We start from the raw sequence: 17,486 nt of genomic DNA, 5'->3' as shown, positions 1-17,486 counted from the left end.
ACGAAAAGGGGACGCGGGGTTGCCCATGTCAGCGCCGCGCAGCGTGGATGGATGTCGGCGATGCGGCACCGACGATTCCGGTGAATTTCGACATCGCCCGCAGGCCCACTCCAGGCTTCAGGCCCGTCAGCATCCGGGCAGCCAGCCAGGCGTTGCGCGCAAGATTGGCGTCATGGTCGGTGCCAACGGCAATGGGGACGACGCGCGATGGATCGGCGATCGGGCGAACCCAGATGACGGGGTGCCCGACCCAGGGAAGACCCAGCCGACCCGAACGCAGCAATGCCTCGTCCTTGCTGAGGACGCGGACCTGCCAGCCATAGCGGGCGCGAAACGTCGTAAGTCTCGCCCAGGCGTCGGCGCACGGTACACATCCGGGTGCGCTGCTCATCTCGATCGTGAAGAGTGGTGCCTGGCTGCGCAGCGACGCGGCAAAGTCGGGTGGAAACGCGCGCGTTACCGGCACCCGGTCCAGCCAGCTGCGCATGTCGGTGACGGTCGTGACCGGGTGGATGGCCGCCCGACGCGCGGCGTCACCCGACGGCATCTGGGCGGTTGTCGGCGACGACAAACCGAGCAAAAGTATAGCCGTCAGGTTGAATGTAAGGACGATATGCCTTACTTTCGGCGGTGACGATCGGAGGTTCGCGATGACCATGTTGACGGTGACGGGCAAGGGCCAGATCACGCTGCGCAAAGACCTGCTCAGGCATCTGGGCGTCCATGCGGGCTCGAAGATCGCGGTTCGCAAGCTGCCGAACGGACGGATCGAAGTCGAAGCGGCGCGGTCGGATGGCCAGATCTCGGACGCATTCGGCATGCTCAAGCGGGAAGGGCAGCGTCCGGTCTCGATCGAGGAGATGAATGAGGCGATCGCTGCCGGCTGGACCGGCGAGCGATGAGGATCACCGCCGACACCAACATCCTTGTCCGGGCAGTCACGGAAGACGATCCGATCCAGAGCCCGATCGCACAGAAGCTGCTCGCCGAGGCCACCGTCGTGGCAATGCCTGTGACAGCGTTGTGCGAGTTCTGCTGGGTGCTCGACCGGCTCTACCGCGTCGACCGGGCAGACATCGCGCGGGCGATCCGGACGTTGACCAATGCCGCCAACGCGGTCGTCGACATGCCTGCCGTCGACGCCGGGCTCGCCATCCTGGAGCAAGGCGGCGACTTTGCGGATGGCGTGGTCGCCTACCAGGGCAAATGGCTGGGCGCCGATACCTTCGTGTCGTTCGACCGCAAGGCGATCAATCTGCTGGAACGCGGCGGCCAGGCGGTATTGCTGCCGAGCTGATCCTCGGACGGCGCAAGGTGCGTGCCGCATCATCGCCCCGGCTCCCCGACGGGATCGGCATCGTCATTCGCGACCCTGGGGTCGCGAGCACTCACCGGCCCATTGGCGAGCGCGTCGAAAAAGCCGCCTTCCTCGCCGGCGCCGGTCAGGAACTGCTGGGGCCGGATGTCGCCGGTGAGCAGCTTCACCGCCTGATAGGCGGTCTGGGCAAGACCCGGATAGGCCTCGATGCCGGTGGCGATCACCATCCGCTGTGCCGAGCCCCGCCGGATCACCATCGTGGTCGGCGTCACCGAGACGCCGAACCGGCCGGCCAGGTCCGGCCTGCGATCGATGTCCATCAGGGTGACCTGCCAGCCGGTTTCCTCACGGAACCGCTCGATGATCGGCCATTGCACGTGGCAGTATCCGCAGGACAGCCTCGAAAACATGACGAGGGCGAACTCGCCGGCATGGGCGCGAAGATAGGCGAGCCGGGTTGCGTCCTTCATCGCGCCCATCCGGTCGCGCGCCTCCCCGACTAGCGGGTTGGCGCTGCGCGCGTTGAGTTCGGGATGCTGAAGCATCGCGACCTGCGTCACCCCGGCAAAGGCGCGCGCCTTGCGCCGCGCAAAGTCCTGCAGCCGCCAGAAGTCGGTGACAGCATCAACCGTCAGCACCGTTGCCGCATAATCGCGCTGGGCTTCGATCAGCTTGCGGATCCTGGGCGGCGTCCAGGTCGCCAGTTCGGCCATGGGCGGGATGACCGGTTTGACGAGGTCGTCGGGTGCGGCCGGTTCCGCTACCGGCTTTGGTGGTGCCTGATACCACCAATAGCCACGCTGGTTGGCGCTCGCCTGTTGTGCCGGAGACGGGGCTGCGATCCCGGCGAGCGCGACCGCGATGACCGAAAGCTGCGGCTTCATAGCACCCGCTCCATGCGGGCGAGGCGGTCGATCGCGACCGGGCCATAATAGCGGCTGTCGAAGCCACGCTCATGGCTCGACCCGACATAGATGGTGCCCGGCAGGATACGGGGGCTGCCCGGATGCCAATGGTCGAGCCGCCGACCGTCGTGCGCGAGTGCCTTGCTCACCCCGAGCAGGTGTCCGTTGCAATAGTACCAGCCATCGGTCAGGCCACGTGTCATCGACGGCTTCTCGGTCACTGCGATGCGGTCGCCCGGCATGCAAAGCGCGTACTTTGTAACGGTGATCGGCTTCGGCCCCGCGATCGGGTGCGACAGGGTGAAGGTGACAAGATCGCCGCGCCGGATGACGCCGGGCGCGGCGCGGACCGCCCACGCATCGATCGACGGGCTCATCACCCAGGTGACCTGCGGGATCGCCCACCAGGCGGCGAGGCCGACTGGCAGGACGATAGCCATGCCTTTCCACAACCGTTCGGGCCGTGGCGGCTCACCAAGCCCGGCGCTGCCGAGCGCGACTGCGGCGCGCAAGGGGAGCAGCTTCACCTCAGGCCAGGCGCGCCTAGCGGTGTTCCAGACGGCGACGAGCATCGCGTACCTCCTCCTTGCCGCCGAGGCGAGCAAATTCATCGAGCAGACCGGAGAGCGCGGCGTCGCCATAGACGAGATGGGGGCTGCGCGGGCTGCCCTCCTCGCGCTCGCAGTAAGCCTGGGTGGGATCGCCGGGGATCATCGCCAGTGCCGGCACACGAGTGATAGCGTGCTGGCGGAAGACGAGAGGATCGACGATCACCTGCACGTTGCGCATCGCGCACGCCGGACCCGAACATCCGGGCTCGCGGCGCAGGATTTCGGCCGACAGTTTCGCCATCAGCGCAACGCGGGTCATGCCCCCCGGCATGCCGCGAAAGGCGAGCACGCCGCCGACGCGCTCGAGCTGGCTGGCATAGGTGCGCAGCGTCGTGACCGGCATTGAGGATGAGACGAACAGCACCGGCACCCAGCCGCTGGTGCCGGGCGCCGCGGCACCAGCGATCGCGGCCATGTCAGGAGCGGTAAGACCGAGTGCCTGGCCGAGCCGCTTCGCCATCGCGTCACGCTGTGCCGCAAGTGCCTCCCGGCCCTTCGTCACACCGCTTCGGGCGCGGTCGCCCATCGCCAGCAGTGAGGGGCGGCGGCGTAGTGCTTCGCCCGCGCGGCGCTGAATGGACGGATCAGGGCGTTGAGGCAGCGTCGGCGCAATGCCGGTCTCCGCCTTGCGACGAGCGGTCGCCTGCTTCAGCCGCTCCATTGCGGCATCGCCCTCGACGGACAGGCGTGCGCGCGCATCCGGCGGTTGCTGTGGCGTGGGCGGCACCTGCGCGGCCGCGCTTCCGGCGAGCAGCAGCATCCTACCGGCCCATCGTACGGGAATAGGCATCGATCCGATCCTTCATGTCGGTCTGAATCTGGCCCTGCGCGCGGGCCTCGATCTCGGAGTAATATTCGGAGAGATCCATCCGGCTGAAATCGAGCGCCTGGAACTCTTCCGCAGTGAAGCCCCGGCAATAGGGCTTCTTCGGCGTGCCCCAGCCGAGGCCGGCAAACGACTTCAGTTGCGGGCGACCCTGTTCCTGGATGATGCGGCCAAGCTTCGTGTTGAAGCAGCATTGGCCGCGCGCCTTCTGGACGCAGATCCCGAGAATCTTCGAGGCGCAATAGTCGCCAACCTCGTGGCACATGCCCGATCCCTTGAGCATCGCCGTTTCCATGTCCTGTTGGTCACAGCCCTGAAGGAGCACGTCGATCATGAGGTTGATCGCCACGCTGATCGCCAGACTGGTAGGGTCGATGCCGACGATCAGTGCCTTCGCACCCGCCGAGGCCGCCTGGGTCGCGGTCGCGCCGGCCTGGAAGGCGGTGTAGGCCGCCTTCATGCCAGTGAAGACGCCTTTGGCGACTGCGACGGTGCCTGCGGTCGACGACAGCGCCGAGCCGGAGCCGTCCTTGACGATTCTACCCTTGTCCTTGCAGCAGTTGGAGAAGGTCGTGTTCAACCCAGGCGGGCGGCAGCGGACGGCGCGGCCCGAGAAGATCTCGATCGTACCGGTGCAGTTGCCGGCCGCATCGGCCGGCCCGTCCGCCGGCGTGCCCGGATCGTCGACGACCGTTTCCTGCTCGACGCCGCCGCCCGGCGCACCAGGAGCGGTACAGGCGTGCGGCGAGCAAGTCGGCGCGGCATCGTCCGTCACCGAGGCACAGGAGAACTGTGGGCCGAGCGGGCAGCTATAGGCGCCGGCCGGATCGGCGACGCATTCCACCCGGTCGATCGGGCACTGCGCGCCACCATCCGCTACCGCATCGCAGATCGCGGTCTCGCCTTCATCAGTCGCATCGCCATTGCCGTTGCGATCGGCGGCACAGATCTGCGCCTGGGCCGGCGCAGTCGCGGCGACGGCAGCGAAGCCGGTAAGCGAGAGCAGCGCCAGCCGGTGGGGAAGCAGCCAGCGGATCATCGCGGCGCCCCCGTGCAGACGAGGTCCGCGCCGCCGAGCCGTACGGTCTGCATCATCACCGCCGCTTCCGGGAAGTCATCGAGACAGCCGCAGGGCGAAACGACGTCTTCACCGGGGCCGGCCGGACAGACATTCGACGCGGTGCAGGCGTGGTAGTAGGTCTGCCAGCCTGTAGCCTGGATCTGCCGCGCCCCCACGACACCGTCCGCTGTCGCGGCGGTGTTCGCGACCGGCGCGCGCGTCTTGCACAGGGTCTCGCAGGCCGGGACCGAGCCGCGGTCGGGAAGCCCGAACGCCCGGGTGGTCGTTGCGGTCGCTCCATCGGAGCCATGCGTGCGATCGGCGAGCATCGTCTCGGTCGAATGGTCGATGATGAAGGCATCTCTTTCGAGGTTGGGCTCCGGGGTCAGACCGCTACGGACGACGCAGGCATAGCGCCGATCCTTCCGGAAGAAGTCGCGCGTCACGCTGACGCTGCACGCGCCAGTGCCGAATGCACGAGTCTGCTGGAGCGGCTTGAACCCGGTGGCGATGCCGGATTGCACGGTGACGACATCGTCGACACGTTCGTCGGTGAGGCGGCACGCTTCGTTCCCGGCATAACCGGCGCAGGAGTCGATGAGGCGCTCCGACGACTGGCATTGCGTATCGATAGTGGCCGCGATTTCGGCGAATGCCTCGCCCCGGCCACCAACTGCGACGCGCAGCCAGATCTCGTGATCGCCATTCGAGAGATAGGGCAGCAGATCGAGATCGGGAGCGCCATACCAGGTCCGCTTACGCTCGCAGCGGTTCGCCGGGGTACCGCTGCCCATCCAGTTCCAGGGATCGGCGACGATCAACCGCCCGTCGATCCGAAGCTGCAGCCAGTCGTCCATGAAGTAGCGCGAGAGCCGCGAGCTCTTCAGCCGCTGAGCATCGCCGACCCGCAGGGTCATGCGGAAATCGAAGAGCCGGCAGTTTCCCCCGCTCAGGCTATCGTTGGCCGGAGACCCGAGCTGGAACAGCCGCGTGTCCGGCGTCGGCGCCAGTGTGGCATAGCCTCCGCTGACCCGCGCAATGATGGCGTCGGGGTTCACGTCGGCGACGCGGACCTCGCGTTCGACCGTGCAGCTGGCGGTCGTCTCGAAACGGTCGCGCCCGGCCAGCGATCCTTTCAGCGACTGGAACACGCTGTTCGACCGGGATGCGGCAAACGCGTCGCCGGGGATCGCCGACGGGTTGGCGCGATAGGTCGTGGCGGCGAGGTCGGGCGCGGCGGCGCACGCGGTCGTAGCGGCACCGGTGTAGCGGATCACCGGACCATCGATCGACGCCTCGGCGACGCCGATGCGGGGATCGACGCTGGTCAGCGCCCCGACGACCCCGCCGCCGAGATCCTTCAGCACCGAAGGCAGATTGCCCATGACGAGGTTGGCGCCGCAGCTTCCATTGACACAGTAGCAGCCCGCCAGCCTGGTCAGGTCGGTTTCCGCCAGTTTGACCGCCCCGCCGGACCCGATGTCCCATCGGTAGTAGCGGCAGCCGTCCCAGGTTCCGGGCGCGCAGGCGACGACGCCATCGGCGCACACCCCGGAAATGGGGAAGGGCGCGGTCAGGCTGGAGTCGAAGCGGCCATCGAGATCGCTGTCCCGCGCGACGGTGAGGCGGGCGATATCGCCGGTCGCGCCGGGCTGCACCATCAGCTCGAGCATCGTAGCCGTGCGCCGGCAGGCGATATCGGCCGTGAAGCGGGCGCGCTCGTCGACCGTCGCAATCGGCTGGCCGGCCAGGCCCGGCGTCACATAGTTGCGACGCAGCGCCTCGCTGTCGCCCGAACGCCCGCGTGTCGCGGTGGCGGCCGCTCGCGCGCGATCCTCGACCGTTTGCGCAGTGGCATTCATACTCGAAAGCACGAATCCGAGACAGCATGCCAGCACGACCGACGGACGACGGGACGGGGGAAGGGGGCCCGCCGCCGGCGGCCGTGCTGGTGGTGCGATACCGGGCAGGGGATTTCCCGATACCGCACCGCCCCCGCACGCGCCCGGACAGCCACCATGGCTGTGGCGGGCAGACCCGGGCACATCCCGGACGCGCGCGAAGAGGAGGGGTGATCGCCGCTCAGGGCGTGGAGATGCCGGCACAGCAGATCACCTTTTCGAAGAGCATGAATTCGGCATTGTCTTTGCCCGGAGCGTGCTTGGCGCTGGTCCACAGCGAACCGGGCCTACCGATGTTGACGCATTGGCCGCCCTTCACGGGCTCCATCAGCTGGAGCTTGTACCGCGACTTGGTCCAGATCGGCTGGGGCCGGAACGAGCAGCCATCCTCGGACGAGATGGTCAGCGCGCCGAGGCGGCCCATCAGGAAGGTGCCGCGCGCGGCCAGCCCGGCCCAAGCCTCGACGGAATCTCCGAAATGGATGTCGCCGGCGATCGGATAGGTCGCGCCCCAGCTTCCCATGCACCAGAAGAGCGGATCGATGACCTTGCCCGCTGCCGCCGCGGCGCTGTCGGCCATGCAGGCGAGACCGGCGGCCGGATTGCCGAACAAGACCGCCTCGGGCTGGACGATCGCGCCGAGCGTCGCCGACCGCCAGGTCGGCAAGAATTCGGTCATTAGCGCGACGTCGAACCCGTCGTCCTCGATGCACGGCAGGTCGGTGAACATGTCGAGCATCTTCCAGACCGGCGCGACATAATAGTGCATCTGCGCGAACAGCTTGCGCGTGTTGGTCCCGTCTGACAGGCTCGTCTGGCTGCCCTGGAGGCGGCCATGGGTGTTCATGATGTCCGCGCCCAGCGCCATCATGCAGCCGGGTTCGGTCACGACATCGACCATGCGATTGGGCGACCAGAAGCTGACCTTCACCCCGAAGGTGAACGTCGCGCCCTTCCGGCACGCACATAGCGGCTTGGCAGCCGTCTGCGCATCTAGCGCCTTGCCCAGTGGATCGGACTGACCGACCTTCACCCCGCCGATCGTGATCGGGAAGATGCAGCTCCACCGCACCTTGGTGATCGGGTTGAAGGCGCCGCTTTCACATTTCGACGCCCGGGCCGGGCTCGCGGCACCGAGCAGGGAGAAGGCGATCATCGCTGCGCCGATGCGCAAGCTTGTTGCGAGACGGCTCATCGCCGACCTCCGGCAGGTTCGAGCCGCACCTCGGTCAGCTCCAGCTTCTGGCCGACCTGGCGGACGATGACGGGTGCGACCGTGAGGCCGAGCCGCTCCTTCACCCGCGGCTCAAGCAGGAAGATCGGTCGCTGTGCCTTCTCGGACAAAGCGACCGGATCCGCGCCCTTGCCGGCGGCGAGAAGGATGAAGTCGGCCGGCCGGGCCTGTGCCACCGCCCAGGCAAGATCGCGTGGTGTCACGACGACCAGTCGCTGCGGCAGGGTGACATAGGCCAGCGGATTGAAGGTGAAGCCCTTGGGGTAGACGATTCGGCCATCGGGCGTGCGAATGTCGATCTCGAGAATGTGGAAGGGAACGACCGTACGCACCCGCGATTGCGCGGCGGGGGCGAGGCTTGCCGCGCGCATCGCCGACCATCTTTCCCGCGGACCGAACTTCGAGGCGATGTCGGCCGGCTGACGACCGACCCGCGCCTCGATTTCCGACAGCGCGTCGGGTTCGACGATCGGCCAGGTGCGCCCGATCGTCGTCGTGTCGGCGACGGCGGGCGAAGCCAGCAATCCGAGCGGGATCGCCAGGATGTTCAGCCGCAGCGACCGGGTGATGGAAGGCTGTCCAGCGCTCATCGCGGCAACCTCCAGGGACGATCGTGATCCGCACCATCGCCGATCACCGCAGCGACACTGGCCAGCGCCGCGATCAGCGTGACGCCGAGCACTGGCACCCGGAACGCGCCGAGCAGATCGTCTCCGAGCAGAAGCAGGACGGACTGGATCAGCAGCAGGCCGTCGGCGGCGACGACCAGTCGGATCGCGCCTTGGCCGGGCCGCGCGGACAGGATGCCGTTCATCGCGCCGCCTCCTTCGTCGCGAAATGGACGAGCCGCCGAATGATCGTCGCCCAGGGCAGGACGACGAGGGTCGACATGGCGGCCGAGATGCCGACGAGCATCGCAACCTCGATTGCCTTGAGCGGCGAGAACCGAAGCGACAGGGCGACGGCATACGCGGCGGTCGCCGCGAACAGCGTGGCAGCCGTGATCGCTGTGGCAAGCCTCCGCCGGGCGCGGCGTTCGGTGCGTTGCATGATCCCAGCCACTTCAAGGGCGGTGGTGTGGATGATGAGGGCATCCTGGCGGAGCGCGGCAAAGTCCTTTGCCAGCGCGGCGAACGGATCGCGGTCGGATGAGACGGTCATCGCCCCCTCCACCGATAGAAGCGGGCGACGAGCACGGCCGTGATCGCCGACAGGCCGACGAACAGGAGGCCGCTCACCACGCAGGCCACGCCGACGCCGATGGCGACGTGGAGCGTTCTGGCGACCGGCTGGCCAAGCGAGAAACCAGCCAGCGCGACCAGCGCCACCATCATCACCGCCTCAAAACAGATCAGGCGGATGCGCCAGCGGGTCGCGTCGCGTTCGGCGCGGATCGCGACCCGCGCCTCGATCATTCGCTCGAGTTGGGCGTCACGGCTCCAGTCGAGCGGAAACTGGTCGGGGTGAGGCTTGCGGGCCATCACAGCGTCTCCATGGCGGGTGCGTTGTCGGGGCGGCCTGCGCCGAGGATCTCGGCTGGGTCGACGCCGGCAAGTTCGCAGACCGCCTCGAGCGGCGAGCGGCCGGCGCGGATCAGCGCCTCGAAAGCGGCGACCTCGTTCGGCGCCGATGTGTTGATCCAGTAGCTGAAGGGATCGACCACCAGCCGCGCGACGCCCAGGCCCAGCGGCGAGTCGATGAAGACCTCGGAGTAATGCGGCTTGTGGTTCCGCACCGACTTCAGCAGGTCTAGGACGAACCCCGAATAGTCGAGGATCTTGTTCTCGACCGCCTTGTCGTAAGTCGATCCCTGGAGCAGGAACCGGGTCGCGGCATTTTCGAGGATCACCTGACCGGTCCCACCGAACAGCAGCAGGTCGTTCATCGATTGAAGCACGACCCCGAAACTGCCCTGATATTTGCGAGCGCGGCGATAACCCTGGCCGAACGCCTCGGCGAGGCGCGACAGATCCTGGCCATCGCTGCGGGTCATGAACTGCGCGGCTTCGTCGCACAGCACGAAGCGCGGACGGTCGCGTGCCGACAGATAAAGCTCCTGCGTCACCGCGTTGACGACCACCATGACGATGACGTTGAAGAGATCGGGCATGCCCTTGAGCCGTTCGAGCTCGAGCACGACGAATTCATCGGCCGAGATGTCGAACGTCGAGGGGCCGTTGAAGAAGTGGCCGTAAGCCCCGTCCGATCCGAAGTCGCGCAGGTTGAAGGCCAGTTCGCGCGCCACCGGCACGAGATGCTCGACCCGGTCGAGACCGGAGGATGCGAATTCTGGGTAGGCGCCGAGCCAGGCGCGCACCGCATCGATGCCTTCCTCGGCACGGCCGCCATCGATCGTCCATTGCACGGCCGATTTCAGCAGGTTCCATTCCGAGGTCGTCACGCCCTTGCGGGTCGCCGCATTGGCCATTTCCGCCACGATCGCGACCGCCATGGCGATGGCGGATTGACGATCGTCGCCGTCGAGCGCGAAGCCCATGTCGAACGGGTTGAGGACGAGGCGCTCCTCGCCGATATCGATGTAGCGGCCCGAGCAGAGCGTACAGAGCTTGCGGTACGACCCGCCGATATCGATGATCCGGACGAGCGCGCCTTGCGCATAATATTGCTGGCAGAGATTGTTGAGCAGGAAGCTCTTGCCCGCGCCGCTCTCGGCCGAGACGATGAAATTGTAATTGTTGATGCGCGGATCGAAGAGGTCGAGCGTGACGAGCTGACCCTTGCGGCCCGCATAGAGCAGGGCGGGGCGACCGCCGCCGCGAAAGTCGGCCTGCACCGGTGCCATCAACACCGCCGCCTTGGCCGGCATGCAGAGATCGCGTTCGAGCAGGCGCAGGGTGCGCTTCTCGGGGTACAGCCCGAACGGCAGGCTCATCGGCAGGAGGACGGGATTGAGGTAGCTTTCCTCCTGCATCATCCAGGGCAGCGGTTCGGACTCCCACAACCGCTTGGCGCGGGCAGCCATTTCGCGCGCCTCGGCGCGGCTGCGGCCGAACACCCACATGGTCGGGATCACAGTCACGAACCGGCTGTTGCCGGCCTCGTCCAGAACCCAGCCGATCTCCTCGACCTGCTTGCCCACCTCGACCGCGAAGCTGCCCGCCGCCTTCTGCGCGGACAGGATTTGCGCGCGCTTGTGGATTTCGAACTGCGAATGATCGAACAGGATGTTGAGCGTCAGCAGGAACGGGCCGCCGATCTGGTCGCTGTCCTCGCTGCTCCCGCGCATGCCTCCCATCAACCGGTTCGCGCGCTCGGCAGTGATCCGCCGTGCAGGCGCGCGCGGCGTCAGGCAGCGCGCGACCTGGTTGCCGAAGAACACTTCCGGCCCTTCGAAGCGGAGATCAGGACCGGCATCGATGATCTGCTTGCGGATCGGACGTCCGTTCGTCCCGCCATCCGCGAATACGCCGGGCGCGGGCGTGAAGACGCCGTTGAAGATCCGGCGGTACAGCGCGACCAGACCCTCCGGCGGCATCCGCCGGATGCCGAGCCGCGAGAGCTGCTCTTCGATCTGGCGACGCAGATCGGCGTCCAGGGGAGCACGGGTCTTCACCGACAGGAACAGGCGGAAGTTGCGCAGCGGGATATGGTTGAGCGCCGGAAGGCCTGCCGTGCCGGCGCGCAGATACTCGGCGGTCCGCCGCGCCGATGCCTGGATCAGCGGATCGGGCCGGGTCTTGAGATCGAGGAACCCATCTAGCGCATCGTCGATCAGCGGATCGGCAAAGGCGTGAAGCTGCACCACCGTTCCGGCCGGGAAGGCGACGTTGAACAGCCCGACCAGCGCCTGGTGGACGTGCGAGAACAGATAAGCCGAGGGCGTCAGCTCCCAGGCATGGCCCCAGCCATCATCAATGCAGAGACAGGCTTCGCTTTCCGGATGCCAGGCGACGAGCGGCAGGAAATCGGAATAGCGGTCGCGGGCGACCGCGCGGTGCAGGTCCGAAAAGGTCAGGCCGCCGCCGGTGCGGGTGCCGGGCGCCTTCATCGGTCCTCTCCGAGGTCCGGCACGACGGGGGTCGGGATCGCGGCGTCCACCGGCTTGTCCCGGACCTGTCCAAGCACCGGCGCGCGCACCGCCGGGCTGACCGGATTGACCAGATAGTCGCCCACCACCCATTGCGGCGCATCCAGCACCGAATAGACATAGCGTGGCATGTAGAGGCGGTCCGGACGCTCGCGGTCGGCATAGGGCAGGATCAGCGTGCGGATGGTGCGACCAGGCCGGAGCATCGGCGTGACCGGCTGATCGATGAGGCCCTTCAGCTCCTGATAGACGCTGTCGCGATAGCCTTGAAAGGCGGTGGCGGGGACGCCCGCGCGATCGGTCCGACCGTGGGTCTGACCGGAGGCGGGTGCCGCTTTCGCCAGCATGGCCTTGTCGCGCGTCACCGCTGGGTCGGAGCGGGGCGTGCGACCGGCGACCGCGTCGGCATAGGCCTTGTCGGGGGCGATGCACTGGCCGTGGTCGCTATTCTTGCACGAGAAATTCTCGGCATAGGGCGACAGCGTCTGACCGAGCGACGCGCAGCCGGCGAGCGATGTCGCGGCGGCGAGCGGCAGCCAGATCGTCGAGCACGATCGTGCGAGCATGAAGGACACTCCATTGAAAGGGGGCAGGCGGCGCATCAGAATTTCACTCCCGCGCTCGCCTTGATCTCGAGGGTCACGCCCTCCTGGATCACGACGACCACGTCCTTGGCGGCGCCGACCTCGACGATGGGACCGGCCTGGCGCGCGAGATCGAGATAGAAGTCGGCTAGCTTGTCGGAGGACTTGCCAAGGCCCCCGGCGATGCCGCTCTTCGCCGCATCGCCGGGATCGAGCGTGCGGACATTGCCGAGCGCCGAGGTGGCGGTGCTGCCGAACGTGCCCTCGACGGTCTGGCTGATTCCGGCGATCGTGCCGGCGATGAAGGTGCGGGCAAGGCTCGCGCCGGCCCGGGTCACCACTTTGCCGGACAGGCCCTTCTTGCCGTCGGTATCGACGAAGAAGCCCTTGATTGGCTGATCGACGACAGAACGCTCGTCGAAGTCGACGCAGGACAACGACACGAGCTGCACCTCGACGCGTTCCTTGGCGAGGCTTCCCGTCGCATTGCCGACGACGAAACAGCCCGAGAGGTTGGCCTTGACGTCATTGGGCAGCACGGCGGGCGCCTGGACGCGCGCGATCAGCGGCTCGGGGTTGGACGTCGCGTCGCGGCTCGCCAGCGCGTCGATCCCGGTCAGCAGCCGCGCCTTCATGAAACCAGGCGGCAAATAGATCGTCCGGGTCTTTTTTTTAGCGTTCGCAGCCGTGGTGCCGCCCGCACCGGCAGCAGCCGCGATCGGTCCCGTCGCGCTGCCGATCCCGCCGACCGTCTTTTCGACCGGCGGTGGTGGCGGGGCGGGCGGGCCGACCGGCGCGGGCGGCGGCGGAATGTCTCCCTTGGGCTCGACTGCGGATGTGTCCGGCGACGGCGGGAAGGCGGGGGCACTTCCCGGGAGCGCCGGCGGCAGATCATCGCCTTCCGCATTCATGCCCGGCGGCAGGCCGTTCAGACCAGGTTTGCTGCCCGGCACCACCCGACCTTCCTCGATCGCGGTGATGCGTTCGCCGAGCAGGTTCTGCCCGTCGAGCACCTTCTTCAGGTCGCCACGCAGCTTCAGCTCGAGGCTGTCGCCGCGAAGCCCTGCACCCATGTCCATCTTTGAGGTGGCGGGTGCGGTCTCGACCGCGTTGCCCGAGCCGTTCGACGCCGTGTACAGCCCGTATCCCAGCGCCGCGACCGAGACCGCGACGCCCAGTTGCTTGGCACGCAGTCGCGCCCTGGCATCCATCGCTGCCCAGCGCGCCTTCAGGTCGAGGAGTGCTATCCCGGGCGCGGAGGTCGCCGGCGTCGCCGTATCGGCCGAGCCGATATCCGTGTCGTGGCGATCGTTCACCGAACGTCTCCCCGACGAACGACGATCACCCGAGCGGTATCGCCGGGCCGGAGCACCAGCCGGTCGGCACTGACAGCGAAAATCCGCGAACCCAGCCGGCGGTCGAGCAGCACCCGCTCGTCAAGCTCGACCGGCGCGCTGGCCGACACGAGATACTCCGAGGCGGAGAGACCTGCGCCATCGATCTCGACCCGGCGGCGTTCCCGCAGGGTCGCGCCGGAAAGGTCGGCCAGCCGGATATCGTTGGCCTCCGGCGCGACGGGGGTGAAGCTTGCCGGTACGCGGTCCTGCAGCATCGCCAGCGTCACCGAGACGGCGCGTTCCTCCTCGACCAGCGGTCCGAGCAAATCCTGGTTGGCGCGGGCGCGCTGGGTTGCGCCGGGAACCAGCAGGACCGTCTGCGCCGGGATGTCGGCGGGCTCGGCATAGAGCGGGTAGATCGCGCCGTTGCACGAGACGAAGAATTCGGATGGCGTCGTCACGAAGGCGCGAGTGACCTGGCCTGCATCATCGGTTTCCGTGACCAGGAACTTGATCCAGGCGTCGGCGCCCGCCTTTTCGACGGCGAGTCCCTTCTCGGCCGAGAACTTCACGTCCTCGATCTCGCCGCCCTGACAGACGACATGGTTGATATCGCGGTTGGAGAGCCGGATGGTGCTGCGCTGGTCGGGCAGCGCGGTGATCGACTGCGCCATCGCCGGCGCGGTGGACATGAGCATGGCGATCAGCGCCGCAGGCGCGGCCGTGCGATTACCGGAGTTCGGCATCGAATTTCTCCTCGGTGAGGCGGGTCAGCCAGAAGCGGCCATTGTCGATCGTGAAGCCGATCCGGAGCGTGCCCCGGAACTTGCGCACGACGCCGCCGATCACGCGGACCTTCTCGACCGGCACGACGATCTCATGGTCGCTGAAGGTGACCGGCTGGTCGGGGCGGATATAGGTCGCGATCGAGAGCGTCGGATTGTCCGCCAGCTCGTCGAGCACGCCGTTGAAGCTGTCGCGCAAACCATTGAAGGCGGACGGATGCGCGATGCCGAGCAGCGCCTGGAATTGGGTGTCGGCGCTGTAGGCCGAATAGGTGCCGGCGAGCGCGACGATGTTGCGCGTCATCGCCTTCAGGTAATCGGCGGACGGCTTCGAGCCGGTGACGTAGAGGTCACCCCCGGAGGCGAAGGGCACGACCACCGTGCGGCGGTTCTGGTCGGCGCTGTAGACGACAGCGCCCAGCACTGCGGTGATGCCGAACAGCCCGGTGATCGCGAACTTCAGCAGCCGGTTTTCCTCGAAAAGGTTCGAGGACCCCTGCACGAAGCGGTGGATGCCGAAGGAGGCCGGCTTGCCGGTCAGCGGATCACTGTCCGAAGTCTGGCGATGGAAGAGGGACATGGCGCCGCTCACTCGAAAAAGCGGGTCTGCGTCGGACCCGGATAATGGGGGAAGGAAACCAGGCCCCAGCGCCAGGCGAGGTGGGCCAGGAAGCCGCGCGGCTTGGTCCGCTTCCACGGTATGAAAAGGAGAAGGGCGGCGATGAACGCCCAGCCGATCATGCCGCCGACGATGACCGCGACGAAGATCGTCGCCATCACCACGAGAAACTCGTCGGCCCCGAACCAGAGGATCTGGACCGGTCGGTGGAGGTATTGCGGCAGGCGTTCGTCCATCGCCCTTCTCCCCTGCTTCATCACCCCGTGGCGGGGCGGTTTCCCGGCGCCGGGATTGGCGCCGAGGACGGGGGCAGGGTGCCGATCGGCACCCTGCCGATCGGATCAGATCACCATGCCGAAGGTCTGCAGGATGGCGTCGGACTTGATGAGACAGACGGCGGCGACGATGGTCGGGATGCCGACCATGATGTTCGAGAACAGCCGGCTGACCCCGAAGAGGAAGGCTGCGACGCCGGCGACGAAGCCGAGCGGTCCCTTGACGCCCTTGTTCACGACGATGTCGTAGATGTCGTAACCGAGGTCACCGGCCGTCGGCGCGGTGAAGGCATGAGCGACACCCATCGACAGCGCCAGCATGGCGAGCAGGGGAACACCGACATTGGCGACGGGCATGGCGCGGCGCCCGAGTACACGGATCATGAAGTCACTCCTTGTTGTGGAGACCGTCCGGAAGATGCCTGGCCGCGGAGACGAGCCTGTCGTTCCCGGCCGGGCGGCGCGTCGGACAGCCCCCGTTTAGGCCCGCGCCCCCCGGCATTCCGGTCCGTCGGGCGGCAGGCGATGCGTTCTCGCGCGCCATGTCGCCGACGATTCCGCCATGAACCCTCAGGGCTTGCGCCCATGCTCCTGCGCGAGGAACGCCTCGAGTTCGTCCTGTCGGAAGCCGGAGACGATCCGGCCGCCGGCCACGATGGTGGGCGTGCCGCCGATCGCCATCCTTGCCACCGTCGCCTCGTGGGCGGCGAGGTCGGCCTTGCCCTTGTCGCAGGTCAGCAGCGGCTTGGGGGCGGCGCCCTTGTAGATGGCGGCGAAGGCGGCAGCGGGGTCGGGCGAGCACAGGATGTGCTCCGCCTTGGCCGCGGCTTCCGGATGGATGCCCGTGACGAAGAATACGAGCCGCCGGACCGGTTTTCCCTCCGCAGCCTTGGCCGCCCAGAAGCGGTCGAGCGCGCGGCAATAGGGGCAGTCGGGATCGGTGAACTCGATGACGGTCGGCGCCGTTGGTGGCCCGATGGCGAGTGCCTTGGCGGGGTCGATCGCCTTCAGGTGCCGCTGCGCTGCCGCTTCCTGCGCCAGCGCCGTGACGTTGATGCCGTTCTTGTCGTAGACCGCTGCGAACAAGAGGTGTTCGCTCTTCGGTGCGAAATAGACGATGCGACCCCCGGCATTGGCCTGATAGATCGGTCCTTCCACCGGCGATGGGCCGAAATCCTCGAACTGGAGGTTTGTGAAGGTCTGGTGGAGTTGCCTCTGCGCCAGTTCGGCTTCGCGGCTCAATTCGGCAGCGGACGTTGCCGTCGTTGCCTGAGCGTTTCCTGGCGACTGAGCCATCAATCCAGCCGCCAGCGTGAGCATGGCGGCAGCGGCAGAATATACGACCCGGCTCATTGCTCGGTTTCTCCGGCATCAATGGTCTCAACACCGAGCAAATCGGTGTCCACCAGAATCGTGCGGCCGATCGGGATTGTCGGTCGCCTTGGAGGGGGGGCGCGCCGCACGAGCACGAAGCCAGCGCCGTGGGGCCGGACCACCACGTGCGACCGAGTCTCGCTAGAAGACTCGCTCACTGGCTGAGAATGTGGAATCGCATCGGGCGGCATCGGCGCAAGCAGCATCGGGCAATATCCCTTCTGTCCGGCAACAAGCGGTCCGCACCGCCCCCGGAGGTAGTAGAATGTCGATCGTCTATGGGCGGGGCAGTCTTTCGACCCTCGCCGCAGTTCCCTCGCTGGAACAATGGTTCGATGAACGATGGACGATCACGCTGCAACGAGCAGGGCACTGATGTTCCGGTCACGGAACGAGAGATCCGGAACCGGAACGTCAGTTCCGGTGTGCTGGTGAGAAAGGCTGCCAGCGCAGAAGGGTTGCCGCACTGCGATGGTCAAAAAATTGGGAGGACAGTCGTGACAAGCCGAAAATCGAGAACCTACAAGCTGCAATTATCGCCAGCGGGACTCGCTTGCTTTATTCAGTGTCATGCACGTATCGTGACATATTCCACCGAACTCATTCCTT

Annotated in this window: 21 protein-coding genes; 2 read left to right on the top strand and 19 right to left on the bottom strand. The window is 67.0% G+C overall.

The genetic code is table 11. The features are described from left to right. Positions 1 to 28: 28 nt before the first annotated feature. Positions 29 to 547 carry a hypothetical protein gene (locus QE360_RS18235; RefSeq protein ID WP_309703851.1) on the bottom strand — a complete coding sequence of 173 codons (519 nt, stop codon included), beginning with the start codon at positions 545 to 547 and terminating at the stop codon, positions 29 to 31. 103 nt (positions 548 to 650) lie between these two features. Between QE360_RS18235 and QE360_RS18230 the strand changes: the two genes are divergently transcribed. Both QE360_RS18230 and QE360_RS18225 read left to right on the top strand, forming a co-directional pair. Continuing rightward, the gene (locus tag QE360_RS18230) at positions 651 to 902 is read left to right on the top strand and encodes an AbrB/MazE/SpoVT family DNA-binding domain-containing protein (RefSeq protein ID WP_309703849.1); all 252 of its coding nucleotides are present in this window, start codon (positions 651 to 653) and stop codon (positions 900 to 902) included. Further along, a complete protein-coding gene (locus tag QE360_RS18225; protein ID WP_309703848.1) occupies positions 899 to 1,297 on the top strand; it encodes a type II toxin-antitoxin system VapC family toxin in 399 nt (132 codons plus the stop codon). Before QE360_RS18230 ends, QE360_RS18225 begins: the two co-directional genes overlap by 4 nt. Before the next feature lie 29 nt (positions 1,298 to 1,326). Here QE360_RS18225 and QE360_RS18220 read toward each other — a convergent pair whose 3' ends face one another. From QE360_RS18220 to QE360_RS18135, 18 genes are all read right to left on the bottom strand, one after another. Continuing rightward, on the bottom strand, positions 1,327 to 2,202 hold the full coding sequence (locus tag QE360_RS18220) for a conjugal transfer protein TraF (RefSeq protein ID WP_309703846.1): 876 nt from the start codon (positions 2,200 to 2,202) through the stop codon (positions 1,327 to 1,329). Continuing rightward, complete coding sequence (locus tag QE360_RS18215) at positions 2,199 to 2,795, bottom strand: S26 family signal peptidase (RefSeq protein WP_309703844.1); 597 nt, start codon at positions 2,793 to 2,795, stop codon at positions 2,199 to 2,201. The genes QE360_RS18220 and QE360_RS18215 overlap by 4 nt, the downstream gene beginning before the upstream one ends. Then, a complete protein-coding gene (locus QE360_RS18210; RefSeq protein ID WP_309703843.1) occupies positions 2,767 to 3,594 on the bottom strand; it encodes a type-F conjugative transfer system pilin assembly protein TrbC in 828 nt (275 codons plus the stop codon). Before QE360_RS18210 ends, QE360_RS18215 begins: the two co-directional genes overlap by 29 nt. Before the next feature lies 1 nt (position 3,595). Beyond that, positions 3,596 to 4,699, bottom strand: coding sequence for a conjugal transfer protein TraN (gene traN, locus QE360_RS18205; RefSeq protein ID WP_309703841.1), 1,104 nt, complete (start codon positions 4,697 to 4,699; stop codon positions 3,596 to 3,598). Next, complete coding sequence (locus QE360_RS18200) at positions 4,696 to 6,582, bottom strand: hypothetical protein (RefSeq protein ID WP_309703839.1); 1,887 nt, start codon at positions 6,580 to 6,582, stop codon at positions 4,696 to 4,698. The genes traN and QE360_RS18200 overlap by 4 nt, the downstream gene beginning before the upstream one ends. Before the next feature lie 220 nt (positions 6,583 to 6,802). Beyond that, positions 6,803 to 7,777, bottom strand: coding sequence for a TraU family protein (locus QE360_RS18195; RefSeq protein WP_309703837.1), 975 nt, complete (start codon positions 7,775 to 7,777; stop codon positions 6,803 to 6,805). 35 nt (positions 7,778 to 7,812) lie between these two features. Further along, positions 7,813 to 8,445 (bottom strand): conjugal transfer protein TraW, encoded by a 633-nt coding sequence (locus QE360_RS18190; protein ID WP_309703836.1) that lies wholly within the window; start codon positions 8,443 to 8,445, stop codon positions 7,813 to 7,815. Next, positions 8,442 to 8,669, bottom strand: coding sequence for a hypothetical protein (locus QE360_RS18185; protein ID WP_309703834.1), 228 nt, complete (start codon positions 8,667 to 8,669; stop codon positions 8,442 to 8,444). The genes QE360_RS18190 and QE360_RS18185 overlap by 4 nt, the downstream gene beginning before the upstream one ends. Further along, positions 8,666 to 9,016, bottom strand: a complete 351-nt coding sequence (locus tag QE360_RS18180; RefSeq protein WP_309703832.1) for a hypothetical protein — start codon at positions 9,014 to 9,016, stop codon at positions 8,666 to 8,668. The genes QE360_RS18185 and QE360_RS18180 overlap by 4 nt, the downstream gene beginning before the upstream one ends. Further along, entirely contained in the window at positions 9,013 to 9,336 is a 324-nt protein-coding gene (locus tag QE360_RS18175; protein ID WP_309703830.1) for a hypothetical protein, read from the bottom strand. Before QE360_RS18175 ends, QE360_RS18180 begins: the two co-directional genes overlap by 4 nt. Continuing rightward, entirely contained in the window at positions 9,336 to 11,864 is a 2,529-nt protein-coding gene (locus tag QE360_RS18170; RefSeq protein WP_309703827.1) for a TraC family protein, read from the bottom strand. The genes QE360_RS18175 and QE360_RS18170 overlap by 1 nt, the downstream gene beginning before the upstream one ends. Next, entirely contained in the window at positions 11,861 to 12,469 is a 609-nt protein-coding gene (locus tag QE360_RS18165; protein ID WP_309703826.1) for a TraV family lipoprotein, read from the bottom strand. The genes QE360_RS18170 and QE360_RS18165 overlap by 4 nt, the downstream gene beginning before the upstream one ends. A gap of 35 nt (positions 12,470 to 12,504) precedes the next feature. Further along, a complete protein-coding gene (locus QE360_RS18160; RefSeq protein ID WP_309704236.1) occupies positions 12,505 to 13,779 on the bottom strand; it encodes a TraB/VirB10 family protein in 1,275 nt (424 codons plus the stop codon). A 20-nt stretch (positions 13,780 to 13,799) separates the two neighbouring features. Next, positions 13,800 to 14,570 carry a type-F conjugative transfer system secretin TraK gene (locus tag QE360_RS18155; protein WP_309703824.1) on the bottom strand — a complete coding sequence of 257 codons (771 nt, stop codon included), beginning with the start codon at positions 14,568 to 14,570 and terminating at the stop codon, positions 13,800 to 13,802. Then, positions 14,554 to 15,189: a TraE/TraK family type IV conjugative transfer system protein gene (locus tag QE360_RS18150; RefSeq protein ID WP_309703822.1), complete on the bottom strand. Its 636-nt coding sequence runs from the start codon at positions 15,187 to 15,189 to the stop codon at positions 14,554 to 14,556. The genes QE360_RS18155 and QE360_RS18150 overlap by 17 nt, the downstream gene beginning before the upstream one ends. Before the next feature lie 8 nt (positions 15,190 to 15,197). Next, positions 15,198 to 15,464 (bottom strand): type IV conjugative transfer system protein TraL, encoded by a 267-nt coding sequence (traL, locus tag QE360_RS18145; RefSeq protein ID WP_309703820.1) that lies wholly within the window; start codon positions 15,462 to 15,464, stop codon positions 15,198 to 15,200. A 105-nt stretch (positions 15,465 to 15,569) separates the two neighbouring features. Then, the gene (locus QE360_RS18140) at positions 15,570 to 15,887 is read right to left on the bottom strand and encodes a hypothetical protein (protein ID WP_309703818.1); all 318 of its coding nucleotides are present in this window, start codon (positions 15,885 to 15,887) and stop codon (positions 15,570 to 15,572) included. A gap of 186 nt (positions 15,888 to 16,073) precedes the next feature. Next, the gene (locus QE360_RS18135; RefSeq protein WP_405052647.1) at positions 16,074 to 16,823 is read right to left on the bottom strand and encodes a DsbC family protein; all 750 of its coding nucleotides are present in this window, start codon (positions 16,821 to 16,823) and stop codon (positions 16,074 to 16,076) included. Positions 16,824 to 17,486 lie beyond the last annotated feature (663 nt).

This window comes from Sphingomonas sp. SORGH_AS_0789, from assembly GCF_031453055.1.
Classification (GTDB): Bacteria; Pseudomonadota; Alphaproteobacteria; order Sphingomonadales; family Sphingomonadaceae; genus Sphingomonas.
This window is presented reverse-complemented; position numbering and strand designations above follow the sequence as displayed.

Bases quoted from the DNA above. Each gene is read 5' to 3' on its own strand.
- QE360_RS18220 (WP_309703846.1), bottom strand. From the start codon at position 2,202: ATGAAGCCGCAGCTTTCGGTCATCGCGGTCGCGCTCGCCGGGATCGCA.
- QE360_RS18165 (WP_309703826.1), bottom strand. From the start codon at position 12,469: ATGCTCGCACGATCGTGCTCGACGATCTGGCTGCCGCTCGCCGCCGCG.
- QE360_RS18155 (WP_309703824.1), bottom strand. From the start codon at position 14,570: ATGCCGAACTCCGGTAATCGCACGGCCGCGCCTGCGGCGCTGATCGCC.
- QE360_RS18170 (WP_309703827.1), bottom strand. From the start codon at position 11,864: ATGAAGGCGCCCGGCACCCGCACCGGCGGCGGCCTGACCTTTTCGGAC.
- traL (WP_309703820.1), bottom strand. From the start codon at position 15,464: ATGGACGAACGCCTGCCGCAATACCTCCACCGACCGGTCCAGATCCTC.
- traN (WP_309703841.1), bottom strand. From the start codon at position 4,699: ATGATCCGCTGGCTGCTTCCCCACCGGCTGGCGCTGCTCTCGCTTACC.
- QE360_RS18210 (WP_309703843.1), bottom strand. From the start codon at position 3,594: ATGCTGCTGCTCGCCGGAAGCGCGGCCGCGCAGGTGCCGCCCACGCCA.
- QE360_RS18235 (WP_309703851.1), bottom strand. From the start codon at position 547: ATGCCGTCGGGTGACGCCGCGCGTCGGGCGGCCATCCACCCGGTCACG.
- QE360_RS18200 (WP_309703839.1), bottom strand. From the start codon at position 6,582: ATGAATGCCACTGCGCAAACGGTCGAGGATCGCGCGCGAGCGGCCGCC.
- QE360_RS18150 (WP_309703822.1), bottom strand. From the start codon at position 15,189: ATGTCCCTCTTCCATCGCCAGACTTCGGACAGTGATCCGCTGACCGGC.
- QE360_RS18190 (WP_309703836.1), bottom strand. From the start codon at position 8,445: ATGAGCGCTGGACAGCCTTCCATCACCCGGTCGCTGCGGCTGAACATC.
- QE360_RS18195 (WP_309703837.1), bottom strand. From the start codon at position 7,777: ATGATCGCCTTCTCCCTGCTCGGTGCCGCGAGCCCGGCCCGGGCGTCG.
- QE360_RS18140 (WP_309703818.1), bottom strand. From the start codon at position 15,887: ATGATCCGTGTACTCGGGCGCCGCGCCATGCCCGTCGCCAATGTCGGT.
- QE360_RS18230 (WP_309703849.1), top strand. From the start codon at position 651: ATGACCATGTTGACGGTGACGGGCAAGGGCCAGATCACGCTGCGCAAA.
- QE360_RS18185 (WP_309703834.1), bottom strand. From the start codon at position 8,669: ATGAACGGCATCCTGTCCGCGCGGCCCGGCCAAGGCGCGATCCGACTG.
- QE360_RS18225 (WP_309703848.1), top strand. From the start codon at position 899: ATGAGGATCACCGCCGACACCAACATCCTTGTCCGGGCAGTCACGGAA.
- QE360_RS18180 (WP_309703832.1), bottom strand. From the start codon at position 9,016: ATGACCGTCTCATCCGACCGCGATCCGTTCGCCGCGCTGGCAAAGGAC.
- QE360_RS18215 (WP_309703844.1), bottom strand. From the start codon at position 2,795: ATGCTCGTCGCCGTCTGGAACACCGCTAGGCGCGCCTGGCCTGAGGTG.
- QE360_RS18175 (WP_309703830.1), bottom strand. From the start codon at position 9,336: ATGGCCCGCAAGCCTCACCCCGACCAGTTTCCGCTCGACTGGAGCCGT.
- QE360_RS18135 (WP_405052647.1), bottom strand. From the start codon at position 16,823: ATGCTCACGCTGGCGGCTGGATTGATGGCTCAGTCGCCAGGAAACGCT.